The sequence below is a fragment of the Paraburkholderia sp. Ac-20347 genome, assembly GCF_017104805.1.
In the GTDB taxonomy this organism is placed as follows: domain Bacteria; phylum Pseudomonadota; class Gammaproteobacteria; order Burkholderiales; family Burkholderiaceae; genus Paraburkholderia; species Paraburkholderia tropica.
Genome location: NZ_JAAGPN010000022.1, coordinates 30,131 through 48,238, shown reverse-complemented (window position 1 = coordinate 48,238; position 18,108 = coordinate 30,131). Strand labels below are relative to the sequence as shown.

At 62.7% G+C, this 18,108-nt stretch carries 14 protein-coding genes and 1 pseudogene; 8 read left to right on the top strand and 7 right to left on the bottom strand.

Annotated features, from left to right (window positions below; all coding sequences use genetic code 11):
* Window positions 1-7 precede the first annotated feature (7 nt).
* The gene (locus tag G3N97_RS06850; protein WP_205992536.1) at window positions 8-544 is read left to right on the top strand and encodes a hypothetical protein; all 537 of its coding nucleotides are present in this window, start codon (window positions 8-10) and stop codon (window positions 542-544) included.
* Window positions 545-1,446: 902 nt separating this feature from the next.
* Here G3N97_RS06850 and G3N97_RS40125 read toward each other — a convergent pair.
* The 3 genes and pseudogenes from G3N97_RS40125 to G3N97_RS06835 form a co-directional block, all read right to left on the bottom strand.
* Window positions 1,447-1,671 (bottom strand): DUF6723 family protein, encoded by a 225-nt coding sequence (locus tag G3N97_RS40125; protein WP_346778027.1) that lies wholly within the window; start codon window positions 1,669-1,671, stop codon window positions 1,447-1,449.
* A gap of 162 nt (window positions 1,672-1,833) precedes the next feature.
* A pseudogene (locus G3N97_RS40120) lies at window positions 1,834-2,225 on the bottom strand (GGDEF domain-containing protein); the annotation flags it as partial.
* Window positions 2,226-2,261: 36 nt separating this feature from the next.
* Window positions 2,262-2,564 carry a hypothetical protein gene (locus G3N97_RS06835; protein WP_205992533.1) on the bottom strand — a complete coding sequence of 101 codons (303 nt, stop codon included), beginning with the start codon at window positions 2,562-2,564 and terminating at the stop codon, window positions 2,262-2,264.
* A 1,823-nt stretch (window positions 2,565-4,387) separates the two neighbouring features.
* On the opposite strand from G3N97_RS06835, the gene G3N97_RS06830 reads away from it, so the two are divergent.
* Both G3N97_RS06830 and G3N97_RS06825 read left to right on the top strand, forming a co-directional pair.
* On the top strand, window positions 4,388-5,698 hold the full coding sequence (locus G3N97_RS06830) for a divalent metal cation transporter (protein WP_205992532.1): 1,311 nt from the start codon (window positions 4,388-4,390) through the stop codon (window positions 5,696-5,698).
* Window positions 5,699-5,951: 253 nt separating this feature from the next.
* Entirely contained in the window at window positions 5,952-6,218 is a 267-nt protein-coding gene (locus G3N97_RS06825; RefSeq protein ID WP_205992531.1) for a hypothetical protein, read from the top strand.
* Between the two features lie 781 nt (window positions 6,219-6,999).
* Here the strand turns inward: G3N97_RS06825 and G3N97_RS06820 are convergent.
* The 3 genes from G3N97_RS06820 to G3N97_RS06810 form a co-directional block, all read right to left on the bottom strand.
* A complete protein-coding gene (locus tag G3N97_RS06820) occupies window positions 7,000-7,833 on the bottom strand; it encodes a CHAD domain-containing protein (protein WP_205992530.1) in 834 nt (277 codons plus the stop codon).
* A 39-nt stretch (window positions 7,834-7,872) separates the two neighbouring features.
* Window positions 7,873-9,990: a catalase HPII gene (gene katE, locus G3N97_RS06815; protein ID WP_205992529.1), complete on the bottom strand. Its 2,118-nt coding sequence runs from the start codon at window positions 9,988-9,990 to the stop codon at window positions 7,873-7,875.
* Window positions 9,991-10,114: 124 nt separating this feature from the next.
* A complete protein-coding gene (locus G3N97_RS06810) occupies window positions 10,115-11,203 on the bottom strand; it encodes a DNA topoisomerase IB (protein WP_205992528.1) in 1,089 nt (362 codons plus the stop codon).
* A 148-nt stretch (window positions 11,204-11,351) separates the two neighbouring features.
* Between G3N97_RS06810 and G3N97_RS06805 the strand changes: the two genes are divergently transcribed.
* A complete protein-coding gene (locus G3N97_RS06805) occupies window positions 11,352-11,726 on the top strand; it encodes a hypothetical protein (RefSeq protein WP_205992527.1) in 375 nt (124 codons plus the stop codon).
* A 303-nt stretch (window positions 11,727-12,029) separates the two neighbouring features.
* Window positions 12,030-12,542 carry a PRC-barrel domain-containing protein gene (locus G3N97_RS06800; protein ID WP_205992526.1) on the top strand — a complete coding sequence of 171 codons (513 nt, stop codon included), beginning with the start codon at window positions 12,030-12,032 and terminating at the stop codon, window positions 12,540-12,542.
* A 99-nt stretch (window positions 12,543-12,641) separates the two neighbouring features.
* Here the strand turns inward: G3N97_RS06800 and G3N97_RS06795 are convergent, their stop codons facing one another.
* Window positions 12,642-13,199 (bottom strand): DUF4142 domain-containing protein, encoded by a 558-nt coding sequence (locus tag G3N97_RS06795; protein ID WP_205992525.1) that lies wholly within the window; start codon window positions 13,197-13,199, stop codon window positions 12,642-12,644.
* Window positions 13,200-13,656: 457 nt separating this feature from the next.
* Between G3N97_RS06795 and G3N97_RS06790 the strand changes: the two genes are divergently transcribed.
* Genes G3N97_RS06790 through G3N97_RS06780 form a run of 3 tightly spaced genes read left to right on the top strand, consistent with a single transcriptional unit; the run spans window position 13,657 to window position 18,077 of the window.
* Complete coding sequence (locus G3N97_RS06790; protein ID WP_205992524.1) at window positions 13,657-14,847, top strand: HlyD family secretion protein; 1,191 nt, start codon at window positions 13,657-13,659, stop codon at window positions 14,845-14,847.
* Window positions 14,848-14,857: 10 nt separating this feature from the next.
* Window positions 14,858-16,441 carry a DHA2 family efflux MFS transporter permease subunit gene (locus G3N97_RS06785; RefSeq protein WP_205992523.1) on the top strand — a complete coding sequence of 528 codons (1,584 nt, stop codon included), beginning with the start codon at window positions 14,858-14,860 and terminating at the stop codon, window positions 16,439-16,441.
* A gap of 1 nt (window position 16,442) precedes the next feature.
* The gene (locus G3N97_RS06780; protein ID WP_205992522.1) at window positions 16,443-18,077 is read left to right on the top strand and encodes an efflux transporter outer membrane subunit; all 1,635 of its coding nucleotides are present in this window, start codon (window positions 16,443-16,445) and stop codon (window positions 18,075-18,077) included.
* Window positions 18,078-18,108 lie beyond the last annotated feature (31 nt).

Genomic DNA, 18,108 nt, shown 5'->3' with positions numbered 1-18,108 from the left:
AGATCGCATGAAAAGCCGGCTCGGCTGCGGTTCCCGTTCCCAGGGCATGACGAAGGGCTGCCGACTCGTCCTGATCGACAACCAATTCAGCGAACTGCTTTACGCTCAAAGGACCCGCCTCAGCAGCCTGTCCAGTGATTTCGAACATTCGGGTGTTTTCCCATACGGCATCACCATTGCCGGGATCCCACTCGAATATTCCAAGGCCGGCGGCCTCGGCGGCAAAACGCAGTCGCTCCTCGCTCCCGCGTCGCGCGAAATCCGCCGCATCACGTTCGACAAGGGCGTCGGCAAGCCGAGAATCGGCCTCCTGCTGATATTGGCGCATAGCGCTTCTTATTGCGGTGCTGAAGAAGGTTTCGATTACCTCATGCGTGCGTACCTGTCTGTGACGATTTTCAGCGCCTGCAAAGTATTCACGAACGCTGGCCTGTATGCATCTTTCAAGCAGATCCAGCTCGAGATACAGCTCGTCGAGCGCAAAGCCCTGCCGCCACCTCTCCAGCGCGTGTGCCTGCGCCTCGTGCTGGGCACGACTGTCTAAGGGGTCGGCGCTGCCCCGTGCTATCGCCGCGCATAGCTCCGCGAAAAGCAGCGGCATCTGGTTCACCAGGCCCGCGAAGCCCTCGCGGCTGGCGGGCCGGAGCCCATGTGTTGCCGCACGGCGCGCAGCCACCGACGTGTAAGCAAAACGCTGCGTCTGCCGCGAAACGCCGCGACATCGTCCGCTCGACGATGGGCGTCACTCGTCCTCGAATTGTCCATGTCCACTGATGCTCGTCGAAAGTGCGCGAAGGCGGCAGACCGCTCCGGCTGCGGCCAGGCTTTCGGCCCGCGGCGCCAGTCCATTGTTAGAAATTCCCACAGGTTAGCGGCGCGTGTTTGATATGAATCGATTGAGCTTACGCGTGGCCTTTCCAGTTGGATCTGTTCGCCGAACGCTTCGTTGAACTCTTCGGCGCCGGCCGGTCCGGTGGAACGGAAAATCCTGAAACCATAGTATTGCGATTAGCGATCCACTGGTGCGCCCATTCTGTTGCTACGCGCGTTGCGTCCTCCGGAGTCTCGAACCAGCCGATGTGATGCTCAATATGCATTTCCGGATCCGATTTCGCGTCGGCCTGGAGCCGTACAAGCCGCGCACGGGCGAAGTACTTTGCTACAGCGTAATCTGGCGTAGGATCAATTATTCACCCTTGCAATTCCAGCATGATTATCTCCATACGGATGACACCGACTGCGGGCCGGTCCGATCAGACAGTCGAGAGAAAACGCGGCTGCCCGAAATCCGCAAAAACAAGCGACACATTCAAGCAGTTTGGACGGACTTTTACGTTTTCACGTTCCCCGAAGCCGCCACCTCACGGTGTTAAATTACGACGAAGCAGACAAAAAGCCAACAGGCCATACTCGCCGGCGACGCGGCACGCTGCGGACAGAAGCGGGCTACGGCTCCGGGTTCTCTATGTCTTGGCGGGCAAGGTCGTCAGCAAGCAGCCGCGCCGCCTCCCTCTCCTCGTCGGGAGTGCGGAAAGGCCCGATATCGGTGCATCCATCGAAAGGATAGATAATCTTTCCGTCAGTCAAACGCCGCACCTTCAGGGTGCCCAGCCAGCCGAGCGATGTGATTCGTTTCCCGAATTTTACGTGGTAGTCCGCAGGCGTCAGCACAGCCGAGGTCTGAGTCGACTCATCGGCCAAACGGACAAGATTGCCCGCGCCGGCCCCCGGGGTTTCCGCAAGATGCCGTTCCTGAGCAGCCGGTTGATCAGAGCGCTCAACCCGCCCCCGCCCGGCTCGCTTGGCCCGATACAGTGCGTTGTCGGCCTGTTTCAATGCGGACGCACAGTCCTCGCCGCCACGCAGTCGATGCACTCCACACAAAAAACTGAGCGGTGCTGAGACACGAAGGTCCGCGCCTGCGCGCGTGCTCACGAGGTCGATGAATCTTGACAATGTCGCTGCCGCCTCATCCTCCTGGAGGCCGGGGAAGATAAACAGAAATTCTTCGCCCCCCATGCGGCCGACGACGTCATGGGGACGGATCACCGTGCGTGCCAGCGTTGCAAAGTCGACGAGGGCGCGTCTCCTGCAGCGTGGCCGCCAGTGTCGTTGGTCGCCTTGAACTGGTCGATATCGGCCATGGCAATCGTGAACGGCAGGGATTCGGCCTCCTGATTCAGCGCCGTTTCAAGCAGGTCCAGCAGTTGTCGACGGTTCGGCAACCCTGTCAGAGCGTCGGTATTTGCTTCGAGTGACGCCTACCGGCGTTCCGTTTCGAGCTGGCGTTCCAGGCTTTTCTGTGCGATGTGATCGATGCCAAGCAGCGTGATCCACCCGGTTTCATGCAACGTCTCTACCATTTGGAACCAGCGACCGTCATGCAGGTCCGTGAGGAAAGTTCGTTGGCCAGGCCTGCCGCGCCTGCGTGACTGCGCGTCCCGAATGAACGTCAGGGGATCGTTGTGTTCAATTACCGCTCCGCAGCTATTGGCCGCGTTATGGAGTACGATTGCGGCGAACATCAACGGCTCCGGAATTTCGGCAAGCGCGAATGCTCGCATGAACACCTCGTTCGCTTAGACCAGTAGGTCATCGGGGTCGTACACAGCTGCCAGCATTGCCCCTCCGGTCGTCGCGTATAGCAACGCCCGAGCGGCGTCAGGGCCCATCCGGCAGATAGCCTTCGTCTCTTCATGTCGTGCGGGTCCCATCGCGCCCGATCCTTCAATGCATATCAAGTGCCCGCCAATGCTTTGCGCGGGCGGTCGGCTGACCTTCCCACCGCCCACGGCCGGGCGCCTTGCACTTACACGGTGTGTTGCTTTAGCAACTACAGGAGCCTCGCGGCCGCAAACGGCTTACGCAGATAGGCTGCCGTCCGCACTTCCGCGGGCGGAGCCGCAAGCGCCGTCGCCAACACAACTGGCACTTTCGCCAGCCGCGAGTCGTTAGCCAACTCTCGCAACAGCTCGCCCCCGTCCATCACGGGCAACATGTAATCGGTGACGATGACTGCGGGTTACTCGTCGCGAGCGATTCGGAGCGCCTGAAGTCCATTGACTGCCATCACGACGCGGAAACCGCCTAGTTCGATGAGCGCTGCCATTGCGTTGAGCAATTGCGGGGCATCTTCTACTAACAGTACCGTCTCCACCGCCCCCCACGGATGCCGGAGCCGAAGCAATCGACATACCTGAAAGTCTCGCAAAGCGCCGCTTAAAATCTTCTCGCAAGCCCAACCACCAATTGCGGAACTCCAGAGGCTTACTTGTTCGCGTGGCGCTCCCGACTTTGGCGGCACATTCTGACTCGCGCGCTCTCGCCCGTCTAACCTTGCCGACAGGTGCTCTGGGGAGCCAGTTCGCCGCCGACAGTTTGGATCGGCGCTGGACATTCCAGAACGGCGGTGCTAATTTCTTGCAGGATTGCCTCCCGCAATCACCTGCGCACCGTAGCGTGGGCACTCTCGCTCGAAGCCGCCGGCCCGTGTGTTCGGCGGCCTTTTTTTAATACAGCATGCTTTCTGTATTTCTGAACTCAGCGCTTTCATGTTCGCGCTCTGGGTTCCCACCGAACGTCGGCCCGCCGGGAACTCGCCCGGGTGCAGGCCCATCCAGATGCGCATATCGGACACTCGAAATAGACCCGCTTTTCGTCGCCCAGCGAAACGGCATCGCCGGTCGGTCGCAGATGGGTAACGTCAAATCGAGGATTAGCCCGAAGCAGAAGGCAGGAAGAACAATAGGTAGTCTCGTCGTTATCCATCTGGCTTCTCCCGGATAAGAGAGGTGGATAGCTCATTTTTTGTTACTGCAGGCGCGGCACTGTATAAATCTGTTTTAAATATCGCCTCCCCGCCTTTAGCTCCTTCCATTAATCCAGCCGTTTCTTTCTCATGGCGCAGATCGAAAAAGATCGACTTCGCTTTGCATTTTCGCACTGCCAGCGCTTTTTTTACGAGCGTCCCCGCTCTTTTCAATCAATGAAGTTTTCCGGAAACGCGGCGACTCGCGGCCTTTAGTGGCGGATTGCCGTGCTCCGACTCCTCCCGCTCGAATCGGCGGCCGTAACGACAACGCGCACTTCATGATCGAGTGCACCGATCAGTTCTGGCCGCTCTTTTTCAACGTAGCGGTGCGGATTCTCTCCGCTAGCCGCAGCCGCGGCCTGAGCGACCGCCTTCGCAGCCAGGTCTGAATCTTTCATTGTTTGTATCCTCACCGCGCGAAGCGCTCACCGACCAACCATCGGCCGCGCGTCGCGTAATTGTAGCCAGGGATCACCAAACGAAGTTCAGCCCGGTGTCGGACGCCACTCGTTCGCGCACGGAACGGAATTTGCTGACCGTACGCCATGCCGCCGCCCGGGCGCGAGGAGATGGAGCGTGGATGACAGGAATCGTCCCGACAAAGGTCAACTTGAGCCAGAAGCCGCAGTCACGGACCCTACCGAGCGGTCATGGCTCTCTCGACTCGGCCCCGGCCTGGTCACCGGTGCAGCCGACGACGATCCTAGCGGCATCGGCACTTATTCTCAAGCAGGAGCGCAGTTTGGGCTGACGCTCCTGTGGACGCTCTTGCTGACCTACCCGCTGATGGTCGCTATCCAAATGACCAGCGCCCGGATCGGGCGCGTCACCGGAAAGGGGCTTGCCTCGAATATGCGAGCGTTCGGCCCAAAATGGCTTGTCTTCCTTCTGGTCCTGCTGCTTACCCTCGCAAATACCATCAACATCGCCGCGGATCTCGCCGCGATGGGCGCCGCGATCCACCTTCTTGTTCCCGGGCCCGAGCATCTTTACGTCATCGCGATTGGCTTGTGCTCAGCCGTCATCCAGATCTCGGTCCCTTACGCAAGCTATGCGCGCATTCTTAAATGGCTCACGCTGGTTCTCTTCGCCTATGTCGCGGTCGCTTTCGTCGTTCCAATCGACTGGGCGAAAGTCGCAATCTCGGTGGTATGGCCGCGCACGCATCTGTCCGGCGAATATCTAACGACCGTCGTGGCGGTCCTTGGCACCACGATCAGCCCGTATCTCTTTTTCTGGCAGGCGTCGCAGGAAGTCGAAGAGATGCGCGCAAAGCCGGAAGGACAGCCGCTGCGGTGGATCTCTTCGTTTCGCGCGTACCGGCAGATAAAGCGCATTTCCGCCGATACCTGGATCGGCATGGGTGTCTCCAACGGAGTAGGGTTCTTCATCATGCTGACGGCCGCCGCGACCCTCCACGTTCACCACGTGAAAATCGAAACGTCCGCAGATGCCGCGAAAGCCCTCGCTCCTGTTGCCGGACATCTTGCCGCGTACGTATTCGCCACCGGGATCGTCGGAACAGGCCTGCTCGCCTTGCCGGTGCTCGCGGGGTCCGCCGCTTATGGCGCCGCAGGCGCGTTGCGGTGGCGCAGCAGCCTTTCGCTGCACCTCACGCTAGCGCGCGGATTCTATGCGGTCATTGCAATAGCCATTCTGGGTGGGATCGCAATAACCTTCTTTCATCTTGACCCCGTGAAAGCGCTGTACTGGAGTGCGGTCATCAACGGACTCGCGGCGGTACCCGTCATGGCAGTCGTAATGTTAATGGGCAGTAGCGCGCGCGTAATGGGAAGATTTAGAATCGCAGGGCTCCTGAGGGCTGGGGGATGGATAGCAACCGGCTTCATGGCGCTCGCGGCCGTAGGAATGTTCATCCCCGCCTGAAGGACCTTACCGGGCCCTCTCCGGGCTCAGGGCACCCGCCGCCGCCGTCGGGAACGCTCAGTCGTCGATGTCCGGAAAGATCGGGCCGCCGGTACGTGCAGATTGGAACGTCCGGACATCAACGCGGCCGGGTCGCTCAGAATTCCTCTCGTGAATTCAATGCAGTTGCAATGTGTTGTCGGACGTAGGCGTGCGCGCCTCAAGTTGAGGCATAACCCTTGCGCTTCTAAACGGCACACTTGCGAGGAACGTCATGAACAAGCGCGATCACCTGTTGCTTATCTCAGCGCTGGCCGCGGCAGTCACCTGCGCGTCAGCGATGGCACAGGGTACCGGCCCATCGCCCTATGGTTCTGAACTCGGGCAACACACCACCGCGCCGGGTTCCAAAGGCGACCGCGAACTAAGTGCGAAGCAGCGGACCCATCCTCCGGGCAAGAAACCACACCGTCAGGCCGGGGTGTTCAACGGCGCCTCCGCTCCGCGCGCCCATCCCTCCGACGACACGGGCGCCCAATAAGCGTGCGCCTATTGTGCCTGATGCCATTCGCACGTCATGAGCCTGCCCTGAGGATCGCCCCGCTCACGACGCTCGAAGCCGTCGGCGAGACCGTCGAAGCGGTAGCTTTCGACTGGCTGGACCTTGATTGCCCCCTAGCCGTCCGCGGTGGAAACCTTTCGCAATGCCGCGGCACAGATGTTGACGCGGCGTCTGGGCTCTGGCGTTTCGACGCCGCGCCAACGTAGAAGTCGCTGCTTATGATTTTCGAGTCGCCACTCGTCCAGCTCTCAATCGACTAAGCCCGCGTTTAACGCTCTGATGGTCCTTGGCCAGTTGGGTTGGATCGAAATCGGCCCAACGGCGGTCGATAGCCACGTCAAAGTCGCCTTTGAGCGCACCTGCCGATGAACACCAAGTGACGTTCGATGAGTCTCTGGCCTACTTCGACAGATCCTGAACTGACTTTCTGCCGTTCGTTGTCGCGCCTGCGAAGATGGGGACTTACTCGATGCACGCTCCCACTCGGACTGCCGATGAATTGCGTATCGGCGGGGTTGGCCACGTAAGGGAAAGGCACCATGAGTGCTGTGAGAAGTCAGGCCATAAAAAAGACCCGCTCGACGGCGCCCTACCACGCGGCTGCCCAATGGGAAGGCTGGCAAAAAAACGGCCCGCCGAAGCGGGCCCAGTTCCCACATCTGCGAGAGGCACCGGCCCCTCGCCCCCCAACGCTGCTGCGTCCCTCCGGCCGCGGTGGGCAGCGGCCGTCCCGTCCTCCATTCGTCCATCGAAGCCTTCCTCACGCGCCGATCAACTTCCCCGCCCGACGCATCCTGTGTTTGCCCGTACGCGCGAGCGCAGCGAGCGTGACATCACCGCTCGCTGCATTGGCAAAGACTTCGCGATGTGCATCGACCAGATGCGTCACCGAGACCGCGTCGTTTAGCGCGCCAAAGCGGCTCTGCAGCTTCTTGAGCGACTTCAGACGATTCACCTCCCGACGCGGCAAATCGGTGGCGAAAAACTCCAGCAGATACCGCGATTTCTTCGCGGCTTTGCGGACGTCGTGCCACGCGGCGTAATCGTCACGTTTCGCGCGCTTCGCCCGGCGCTCGCGCTTTTTCAGGGCGCGTTGCGCGGTCCGAACACGATCGCGCGCAAAGCGTTTGACCGGGACGCGCTCATGCGCCGTATTCAACGCGCGATTCATCGTATGCAGCATGTCGCGCAAGGCGGGTTTGAGGTCTGAGGCGGCCAACGTCGCGCGCGCCCGTTCGCGCGCCTCGACGCGTGCGGCCTGCATTCGCTCGTCAACAAGCGCAGCCTCGTCCGCATGCTCGCGCAGCAGCGGCAGCGCGATGTCCCAGTCGCGCGCGCTGCCCGCCGCCATGCCCGCACGCTTCAGATAGGCGCGCTCAATGTCCACCTCCTCCCGGTCGAGCAGCGGACGCCAGGCCCACAGCAGCGTGCGCAGCTGCCGCAACGCCACGCGCAGTTTGTGCAGTTCGTCGGCATCCTCGTCGAGCCGCTCGGCACGTTGTAGCGCCTCGTCCACGAGCGGCTTCGCGCAGGTGGAAAAGCGCGTCTGCGCGTTCTCGCGCGGCCTGGCTTTCTTAGGGCTTGGTGTTTTCATCTTCGCCTCAGTCGACTGCTGCCGTGATATCAGCACCCATCATGCCGGCACCGATTCCGCCTGTGCCGCGCGCGTCCAGACGCGATGCTGTCCGGCCGACTCGATGAACGCCTTGAGCACGGCCTTGAGCTCCGACGCGTCGCCTTGCGCCACGCCGTCCGCCTGCGTGGGCAACTGCGCGGCAGCAAGCAGCAAACGCCCCGTGTCGATCGCGGCGAGCGCTTTCAGATGACGGAACGCCTCAGCCACGAAATGGCGCGCGTCGCCCGATTGCGCGAGCGTTTGCGACGCGACCTCGCCGCCCGTCACGAACACCGCATCGAACATCACCGACGGCATGCCCGCGATCGTGGCGTCGGGCACAAGGCCGTCGATAGGCGCGAGCGTCGGTGCGACGATCAGCGCCGTTGCGCCCTCCTTAGCCAGTGCGTCGCGCACGGCAGTGATCGTGGCGGCATCCGCGCCCGGCGCCGCCAACAAAGCGATCTTGCGTGTCTTGATGCCAGGCTTCACGCGATTGAGCAGACTGAGCGCAGGCGAAACGGCCGGATCCGGCTTGCTTTGCTTCTTGCCCGCCTTCGCCTTTGGCATGCCCAGCGCCAGTGCGACGCGGGCGGCGAGGTCGACATCGATATTGGCGAGAATCTCGTTGACGACGCGCTCACGGATTTCCGGCTTCGTCACCTTGCCCAGCTCGAACGTATAAGCCGCCGCAATGTGCTCCTTCTCGGGGGTCGACATGCTCTGATAGAACATCGTCGCCTGCGAGAAGTGATCGGAGAACGACTCGCTGCGCACACGGATCTTCGTGCCTTCCACGCGCTCCTGATAACTTTCGAAGCCGCCTTTGGCCGGCGGCGTTTCCGTCGGCCAGCCATCGCCGACGGAATTGGGCTCATAAGAGGCCTGTCCGACGTTAATCGTCTGCCGGTGCATGGCGTCGCGCTGGTTGTTCGCATACGGGCACACGGGTCGATTAATAGGTATCTCGTGAAAATTGGGGCCGCCCAGACGGCTGATCTGCGTGTCGGTGTACGAGAACAAGCGCCCCTGCAAAAGCGGGTCGTTCGTGAAATCTATGCCCGGAACGATATGACCCGGATGAAACGCAACCTGCTCCGTTTCCGCGAAAAAATTATCCGGATTGCGGTTGAGCGTCATTTTGCCGATGATCTTCACCGGCACCAGTTCTTCCGGCACGAGTTTGGTCGGATCGAGCAAGTCGAAGCCGAATTTGTGCTCGTCGGCCTCCTCGATGACCTGAACACCTAATTGGTACTCCGGATAATCTCCGCGCTCAATCGCTTCCCACAAATCGCGCCGATGAAAATCCGGGTCCTTGCCCGCGATCTTTTGTGCTTCATCCCAGATCAGCGAATAGGAACCGAGCACCGGCCGCCAGTGCCATTTAATGAAACGCGCCTGCCCTTTCGCGTTAACCAGGCGGAACGTGTGCACGCCGAATCCTTCCATCGTGCGCAGGCTGCGCGGAATCGCACGATCCGACATGGCCCAGATGACTGTATGCGCACTTTCTGGCACGAGCGAGACGAAATCCCAGAACGTGTCGTGCGCGGTGGCTCCCGTCGGCATTTCGTTGGGGGCCTCGGGTTTGACCGCGTGAACGAAATCGGGAAACTTGATCGCGTCCTGAATAAAGAACACCGGAACGTTATTCCCGACGAGGTCGAAATTACCTTCATCGGTATAAAACTTGGTTGCGAAACCGCGTACGTCTCGCACGGTATCTGCAGAGCCGCGCGGACCTTGCACAGTCGAAAAACGGACATAAACGGGCGTCAGCTTCGCGGGGTCCTGCAGAAAGCCTGCGCGCGTGAGATCGGCTTGCGATTCGTAGACCTGAAAAACGCCGTGTGCGGCGGAACCGCGTGCGTGTACGATCCTTTCGGGAATGCGCTCGTGGTCGAAGTGCGTGATTTTCTCGCGCATGATGAAATCTTCGAGAAGCGATGGACCACGGGGACCGGCGCGCAACGAGTTCTGGTTGTCGGCGATCTTCACGCCCTGATTGGTGCGCAACGCTTCGCCCTCTGCGCGCGTGCGGAACGACTCCAGACTTTCAGACTTGGCATCCGTGTGGCTGGCGCTGCGGGATTGTGCGGGATCCTTGCTGTTGGGACGATTGCGATGTGGCATGGGTGTCTCCTGAAAGTGAGCCTGGAAAGTGAGCCTGCTTTCAGCGCAATCCGTATGCCATGCGGCACGAAATCGGGATGCCGGTTTCCCGGTTCAGCTCGCTTCGTCGAGCCTTGAAGGCCGTTCAAGCGGCAGTTTGCACGACCGCCTTTGCATGCTTGCCGAGAAACATCACGAGCGCAGCTTCATCGCTCTTCAAACCGCGCCGGCGCGAAATGCACATCGCTGCGGCGAGCTCACCGGCCTCGAATGCCGCGATAATGGCCGGATGCACGTAACACTTGCGGCAGACGGCGGGCGTATTGCGCAGCAGTTGCGAGACCGCCTTGATGGTGCTGACCAGTTGCGCGCGCGCCTCGATCACCGTCGCCCACTCCAGCTTCCGTAGCGCCGCGAGCGCGAACACGCTGCCGGCCCATGTTCGATAGTCCTTCGCCGTGAATTCCGCGCCGGTTGCCTCGCGCAGGTAATCGTTGACGTCCGACGAATCGACGACGTGTCGCGTGCCGTCCGCGTCGAGATACTGAAACAGTTCCTGGCCCGGCAAATCCATACAGCGCTTCATGATGCGCGCTACGCGCGGATCGCTCACGGCGACGTCGTGCTCGATGCCGCTTTTGCCGCGAAACCTGAAGCGCAGCCCAGCTGGCGACACGGTCAGATGCCGCTTGCGCAGCGTCGTCAATCCGTATGAGCGATTGTCGCGCGCGTACTCTTCGCTCCCGATCCGGATCAGCGTCGTATCGAGCAGACGCACCACGGTCGCGAGCACCTTGTCACGCGGCATGCCGTCGAGCGCGAGGTCGCGTTCGACGCAGGCGCGCAGCTTCGGCAGCGCCGCGCCAAACGCGAGCAAACGCCCGTATTTGTCGGCGTCGCGTGTCGCGCGCCACTCGGGATGATAGCGATACTGTTTGCGCCCGCGCGCGTCTCGGCCCGTCGCCTGAAGATGGCCGCGCGCATCCGGGCAGATCCAGACATCGGTATAGGCCGGCGGAATGGCCAGCGCACGGATGCGGCGGATTTCCCGTTCGCCGTCGATGCGCTTGCCCTGCGTGTCGAAGTACACGAATCCGCCATGGCGGCGTTTTCGCGTATAGCCACGGCGCGAGTCGTCGACATAGCGCAGCCCCCGCGGAAGCTCGCCCGCCAACGCCTTGCGCGAGCCAGCAATCCGCTCGGAGACCTCGATCAGTGGCTGCTGCCTGGCCATCGCCGCCTCCCGCGCCAGCTTTGTTCGCCAGGACGCCAGCAATTGACATGCCGCCGGTATCGATCGATCTCACGGGCATCGTGCTTGCGCTCTGAAGCATGCAGCTACCTCAAACGGGGCGCCGCGCCCCTCATCTCCGGGAGTCTTCATGCAGCCAGCTGTCCGTCGCCGCTCGCGCCAGAACTCGACCCTCGCCGCGCTCGTTTGCGCGGCCCTGTTGATCACCACCTTCGTGCTCGCCGAAATGAAACCGTGGTCCCGTAAGCCGACGGAAGCCGGTCTGTGTGCCGACCATCCGCCGCAATGGCGCGAGAAGGCGCTCAGAGGCAAGATCGCCGCCGCGACTGCGCCCGCGTTCGCCAGAAAGCAGTTCGCAATCCAGCCTGGCAGCCACTGGGATGACGAAGCACGTCACTGGGTCGTTCCGTTTCGGACTCCGGATCAACGTGCCGCGTCGCCGAATTTCAGCGCGCTGATCGACTGCACGGGCGCCGTTGTGGTGCAAGGCGGAAACGGAGCCTGACCGCCCACGCGTGCGCAGCTCACGGCGCGGGTCGTGCGGCGATTTACTACGCGCAACGGCAACATAACGCGCAGCGGCGTCGTGGCGCGCGCGGCGCGGACGGAGAAAGCTGGCCGTATCGTCGCCGGTATCGACGGCGTGGCGAACGTACGCAACGGCCTCAGCGCTGACTAAACCGTGCGGTGATCGCGAGTAGCCAAACTTTATTCAGACATCCATATCGATATGCGACTCGGGAGCGAGCCTTGCGAGGCTATTCACGCAACGCACCCCGCTGCTCTCATAGCATTCAAGGAGGCCAACATGGCAATCCAGTCGCAATCCACTCAAACCGGCGCACGGATCATCGGCAATGGCAGCGAGACCGCTGCCGGTCCCGGCCCGGACATCATGGCCGCCAACACGCTGGAGGGAAATCGCGTGTTGAGTTCGGACGATCAGGATCTCGGAAAAATAAAGGAAATCATGCTCGACGTGCAACGCGGTCGGATCGCTTATGCCGTCCTGTCGAGCGGCGGTTTTCTCGGTATCGGCGATAAATTGCTGGCGCTGCCGTGGTCCGCGCTCACGCTCGACATCACGCAGAAGTGCTTTCTGCTCAACGTCACAGCGGAACACGTCAAGAACGCGCCGGGCTTCGACAAGGAGGCGTGGCCGAGCATGGCCGATATCGGCTGGGCCACGCAATTGCACGAGTACTATCACGCCGAGCCGCACTGGCTGAGCGATCCGCTCGCGCACGCGGAGCGCATCGAATCCGGGGCGCCTCTTGACGAGCCGCGCGAACCACCCGAAGCCGGGGGCGTGAAGCTCTGAATGGCGCTGGCGTCGACTGCGGGGGCCACACGCTTGCGGCCCCATTCGCAGACGAGATGCTAGCGCGCACTACGTTCGCGCACCATCGACAACGCGCGCTCAGTTCGCCTCCACGCCCACCTTTTGCGCCAGCGTCTGCGACATGCGGTAATGCTCCTCGATCGTCGGCAGCGCCTTTTGCGCAGCGCTCTTGAGCTTGTCGTCCTGCCCTTCGGTAATCTCCTTCTGGAACGCCTGAATCGCTTCCTTGTGGCCCTCGACACCCACCTTTTGCGTGTAGGCCTTGTCGAACTCCGCGCCCTTGAGCGAACGCAGCGCATCGAGCACGGAGGTGTCCGAGTTGTCCTTCGGAACCGTCACGCCGTGCGGCGCGGCCATCTTCAGTTCGGCGGTGAGCTTCATATGGTCGAGCATCATCTTGCGCGCGAAGGCGTGCACGTCCTTGTTCTGCGTGTTGTGCATCGCGAGCTTCGCGGCGTCGATCTCCGTGGACGACGCCGACGAGGCCGCCTGCACGAAATCGCGGTCGCTGGGCGCGAGCGGATTGGACGCGGTCGTCGAAGCGGCTTCGGTGGGCTGCGGTTGCGATTGCGAGCGCGCGGTCAGCGGCAAGGTGCAGGCCAGCGTGCAGGCGAGTGCTGCGAGTCGTGTCTTCATCACTTATCTCCCGATGGGTTCGCCGCCTCCGCGCGTGGGCAGCGGCATGGTCCCACTGGCCTTCGCGCAATCGACATGCCGTGGGGACCAGCCATTGAAAACTCTGCACACCCGCGCATCGTGCAATGCGGCGACCCGCGCAAGATGACCGCAATGGGCATCCAATTGACCGACGCCGAAATCCCCCACGATCGCGCGTTCCATGCGCAACGCGTGGGCGAACGACACCGCGCCCGTCGCGGCTGGGACGTCACGCGTCTGCGCGAAGCGATCCCTCGATAAACGCGCCTCTGACTTCCGAGCTCATTCCGACGATTCGCTTTCAGCACTCGCATGGGCACGCGCTTTGCGCCGTCCGGGCGTCTGCTCACCGTCGACGCCCCGTCCTCCTCATTCGAGCACCGCATGCCCTCTCTCTTCTTCGCTTTGGCCACCGCACGCCTCCAGGGAGCCGCCCATGGCTGACCGAGAAGCGCCCGGCGGCATCGGCGCATGGTCGCGCGCCCACAAGGACAAACCGCGTCGGCTCGCCGCCCGGCAACACGGCGACGGCGAACAGGACGGCAGGAACGACAAGAGCGAAAAAAGCGGCAAGAACCAGGACCGCAAACGGCCGGGCAAAAAACCACTGATCATTCTTGGCGTGGTGGTGCTCGTCATCGCGATCGGTGCGCTGATCTGGTGGTTCGCCACGCGCAACGAAGTCAGCACCGATGACGCCTACACCGACGGCAACGCCATCACCATCGCGCCGAAAGTCTCCGGCTACGTCACGCGATTGAACGTCAACGACAACGTGTTCGTGCACAAGGGCGACCTGCTCGTCGAGATCGACAAACGCGACTACGCGGCCCAGGTGGATCAGGCGCGTGCACAACTGGGTCTTGCGAAGGCGCAATTGCTCTCCGTGCAGGCACAGCTCGATATCGCGCGCGTCCAGTATCCCGCGCAGTACGAACAGGCGCGTGCGCAGATCGAAACGGCCAACGCGAACTTCGCCCGCGCGCAGGCAGACTACGAGCGGCAGCATGGCGTCGATCCGCGCGCGACCACGCAGCAAAACATCGATACCGCCAACGCCCAGCAGCGCAGCTCGCACGCCGACGTCATGAGCGCGCAGGCGCAGTTGAAAACCGCCGCGCTCGTGCCGCAGCAGATCCGCCAGGCGGTGGCCGCTGTCGAGGCGCGTCGCGAGCAGGTGGCACAAGCGCAGGCGCAGCTCGAATCCGCGCGCCTCAACCTCGCGTGGTGCGATCTGCAGGCGCCGTCGGACGGCTGGATCACGCGCCGCAACGTGCAGTTCGGCAGCTTTCTCCAGGCGGGCACCTCGCTTTTTTCGATCGTCACACCGCAAGTGTGGATCACGGCCAATTTCAAGGAGTCGCAACTGACTCGCATGCGGCCCGGGGACAAGGTCAAGATCAGCGTCGATGCGTGGCCGAAGCTCGATCTGCGCGGCCATGTCGACAGCATGCAGCTCGGCAGCGGCTCGCGTTTTTCCGCGTTTCCCGCCGAAAACGCAACGGGGAATTTTGTGAAAATCGTGCAGCGCGTGCCGGTCAAGATCGTGATCGACAGCGGCCTGCAGGCGAATCAGCCCTTGCCACTGGGTATTTCCGTCGTGCCGACGGTGTACCTGAGCCATTGAGCCCACCTCCATGACCGACGCTTCCCGCACCTGGCGCCCCGCCGGCAATCCGTGGCTGACCGCGATCGCCGTCACGCTCGCGGCCTTCATGGAAGTGCTCGACACGACCATCGTGAACGTCGCGCTGCCGCATATCGCGGGCACGATGTCGGCGAGCTACGACGAGGCGACCTGGGTGCTCACGTCCTATCTCGTCGCCAACGGCATTGTGCTGCCGATCTCGGCGTTCTTCGGCCGCGTGCTGGGACGCAAACGCTATTTCATGCTCTGCATTGTGGCGTTCACGATCTGCTCGTTTCTCTGCGGTATCGCGTCGAGTCTCGGTCAACTGGTGATTTTTCGCGTGCTGCAAGGGTTTTTCGGCGGCGGTCTGCAACCAAACCAGCAATCGATCATTCTCGATACCTTCGAGCCGAGCCAGCGCGGCCGCGCCTTCTCCATTTCCGCCGTGGCCATCGTGGTCGCGCCCGTGCTCGGCCCGACGCTCGGCGGCTGGATCACTGACAACTTCACCTGGCGCTGGGTATTTCTGCTCAACGTGCCGGTCGGCGTGATCACGACACTGGCCGTGCTGCAACTCGTGGAAGATCCGCCGTGGGTCAAGCGCGAGACGCGGCAGCCCCTGAACTGGCGCACGGTTGATTTTCCTGGCATCGCGCTGATCGCGATTGGGCTCGGCTGCCTGCAGGTCATGCTCGACCGCGGCGAGGACGACGACTGGTTTTCGTCGCCGTTCATCGTGACGTTCGCGGTGCTGGCCGCGCTGGGCATTATCGGCGCGATCTGCCGTCTGCTTTACGCGAAGCATCCCGTGGTCGACCTGCGCTGCATGCGCGACCGGAATTTCGCGCTCGGCTGCGTGATGATCGCCGCGTTCGCGACCGTCCTGTACGGCAGCGCCGTGATCGTGCCGCAACTCGCCCAGCAACAGCTCGGTTACACGGCCACGCTCGCGGGTCTCGTGCTGTCGCCCGGCGCGCTGCTCATCACGCTGGAGATTCCCATTATCAGCCGCTTGATGCCCCATGTACAAACGCGCCTGCTCATCATGACGGGATTCATCCTGCTCGTGGCCGCGCTGATCTACGCACGCACGCTCACGCCGGATATCGACTACACGACGCTCGTGAAGCTGCGCAGCGCGCAGTCGATCGCCATCGGCTTCCTGTTCGTGCCGGTCACGACGCTCGCCTATCTCACGGTGCCGACGGCCCTCAACAACGATGCGTCCGCGCTCTTCACGATGTTCCGCAACGTGGCGGGATCGATTGGCATTTCGGTGTCGACGGCGCTGATCCGCGAACGCTCGCAAGCGTGGATGGCGCATCTCTCGGGGCACATGTCGCCGTTCTCGCAGAATTATCAGGACACGCTCGCTCGTAACGCCCAGTCGATCATGGACAGCACGGGCGAGCCGCTTGTTCAGGCCATGCAGACCGCGAGCGGCCATCTCTACGAGACCTTTGTTTCTCAGGCGACGATCCTGGCCTATATCGACGTATTCGGCATCCTCGCCTGCTTCTGCGCGCTGTTCATCCCGCTCGCGCTGCTATTCTCGCCGGTGAAAGCGTCCGGCGCGGCGGGAGGACATTGAGATGCGCCCGCTCATGCCCCGCTACCGCGCCAGCTTGTCCACTACGCTGCTGCCCGCGTTCGCCACGCTGTTGGCGCTCAGCGCCTGCACGGTCGGCCCCGATTTCAGGCCGCCGCAAGCAAACGCGCCCGACGAGTGGCATGCGATGCAGACGAGCGGTCATTCAAACGCCCGGACTGCATCGAGTCCCACCATCGAGTCCGATCCCGATCCGGCCTGGTGGCGCAGCTTCAATGACCCCACGCTCGATTCGCTGATCGCGCGTGCCGTACAGGGCAATCCGGATTTGCGCATCGCCGTCGTGCGCATTGCCGAGGCGCGCGAGCAGACCCAGCAGGCCGCCGCACAAGGCTTGCCGAACGTGCGCGCGAGTGCGAGCTACAAACGCGAGCAACTGGGCGCGAAGGGCTTACTCGAGTCGGCGGGCGTGTACGACAAGGTCGATGGGCTCGGCGCGCCGGACTCGCCCGTGAACAGTTTCGCGCCGGGCTCGGGAGCGAGCGTCGAGCGCGGCGTGCAAAGCGCGCTCGATCAGCTGACCGCGCCGGTCAATCTCTGGCAACTGGGTTTCGACGCCTCGTGGGAACTCGACCTGTTCGGGCGCGTGAGGCGCTCCGTCGAGGCGGCCAACGCGCAAGCCGACGAAGCCGTGGAGTCACAGCACGACGCGCAGGTGTCGCTCGAAGCCGAAGTCGCCGAAACCTATATGCAACTGCGCGGCGCACAGATGCTGCGCGCGACCACGCAGGCGCTGATCGCCCAGCAACGCGAGGTGGTGGCGCTCGCTCAAAGCGCCGCCGCGCACGGACTCGAAAGCCAGCTCGACGTGGCGCGCTCGCAGGCGCAGCGCGCCCAGACCGAGTCGATTCTGCCGCAATACGACCAGCAGATCGCGCAGTCGCTCAACGCGCTCGCGGTGCTGACCGGCGTGGCGCCGGGCGCACTCGATGCCGAACTTTCTCCCGCTGGCACGCTGCCAGCAACGCCGCCTTCCGTGCCCGTCGGCCTGCCGGCGACGCTCGCCCGCCGCCGCCCCGACATCCGCCGCGCCGAAGCGTCGCTGCACGTAGCGACGGCCAATGTCGGCGTGGCGGTCGCGCAGTTCTATCCGGACATCTCCCTCAGCGCCCAGGCGGGCACGCGCGCGACCACGCCGCACGATCTCGCGCACTGGGCGAGCCTCTTCTGGTCGTGGGGACCGAGCGTGTCGCTGCCGATCTTCCAGGGCGGCGCGCTGGTGTCTAATCTGCGGCTGTCGAAATTGCAGCAGGTGGAAGCCGCGCTCGATTACCGCAAGACGGTGCTCGCCGCGCTGCGCGACGTGAACAATGCGCTCGTCGTCTATCGGACCGATCAGCAGCGGCTGAGCTCGCTCGACGAAAGCGTCGCCGACCAGCAGCATGCTTTCGACCTCGCGCGCGACAGCTACCGCAAAGGCATCGTGACCTTCATCGATGTGCTCGACGCCGAGCGCCAGTTGAGCACGGCGCGGCAGAACGCGCAGCAAGGGCAGCTTCAGGTCTGCACCGATCTCGTCTCGCTTTACAAGGCGCTGGGCGGCGGATGGAACGATATCGAACCCGCTGCGACGGGCACGGCGGCCCCGGTTGCACGCGCCACCGACGCAGAGCCATGAGAGCGCGCCAGCAATCGGGCATTTCGCGCCC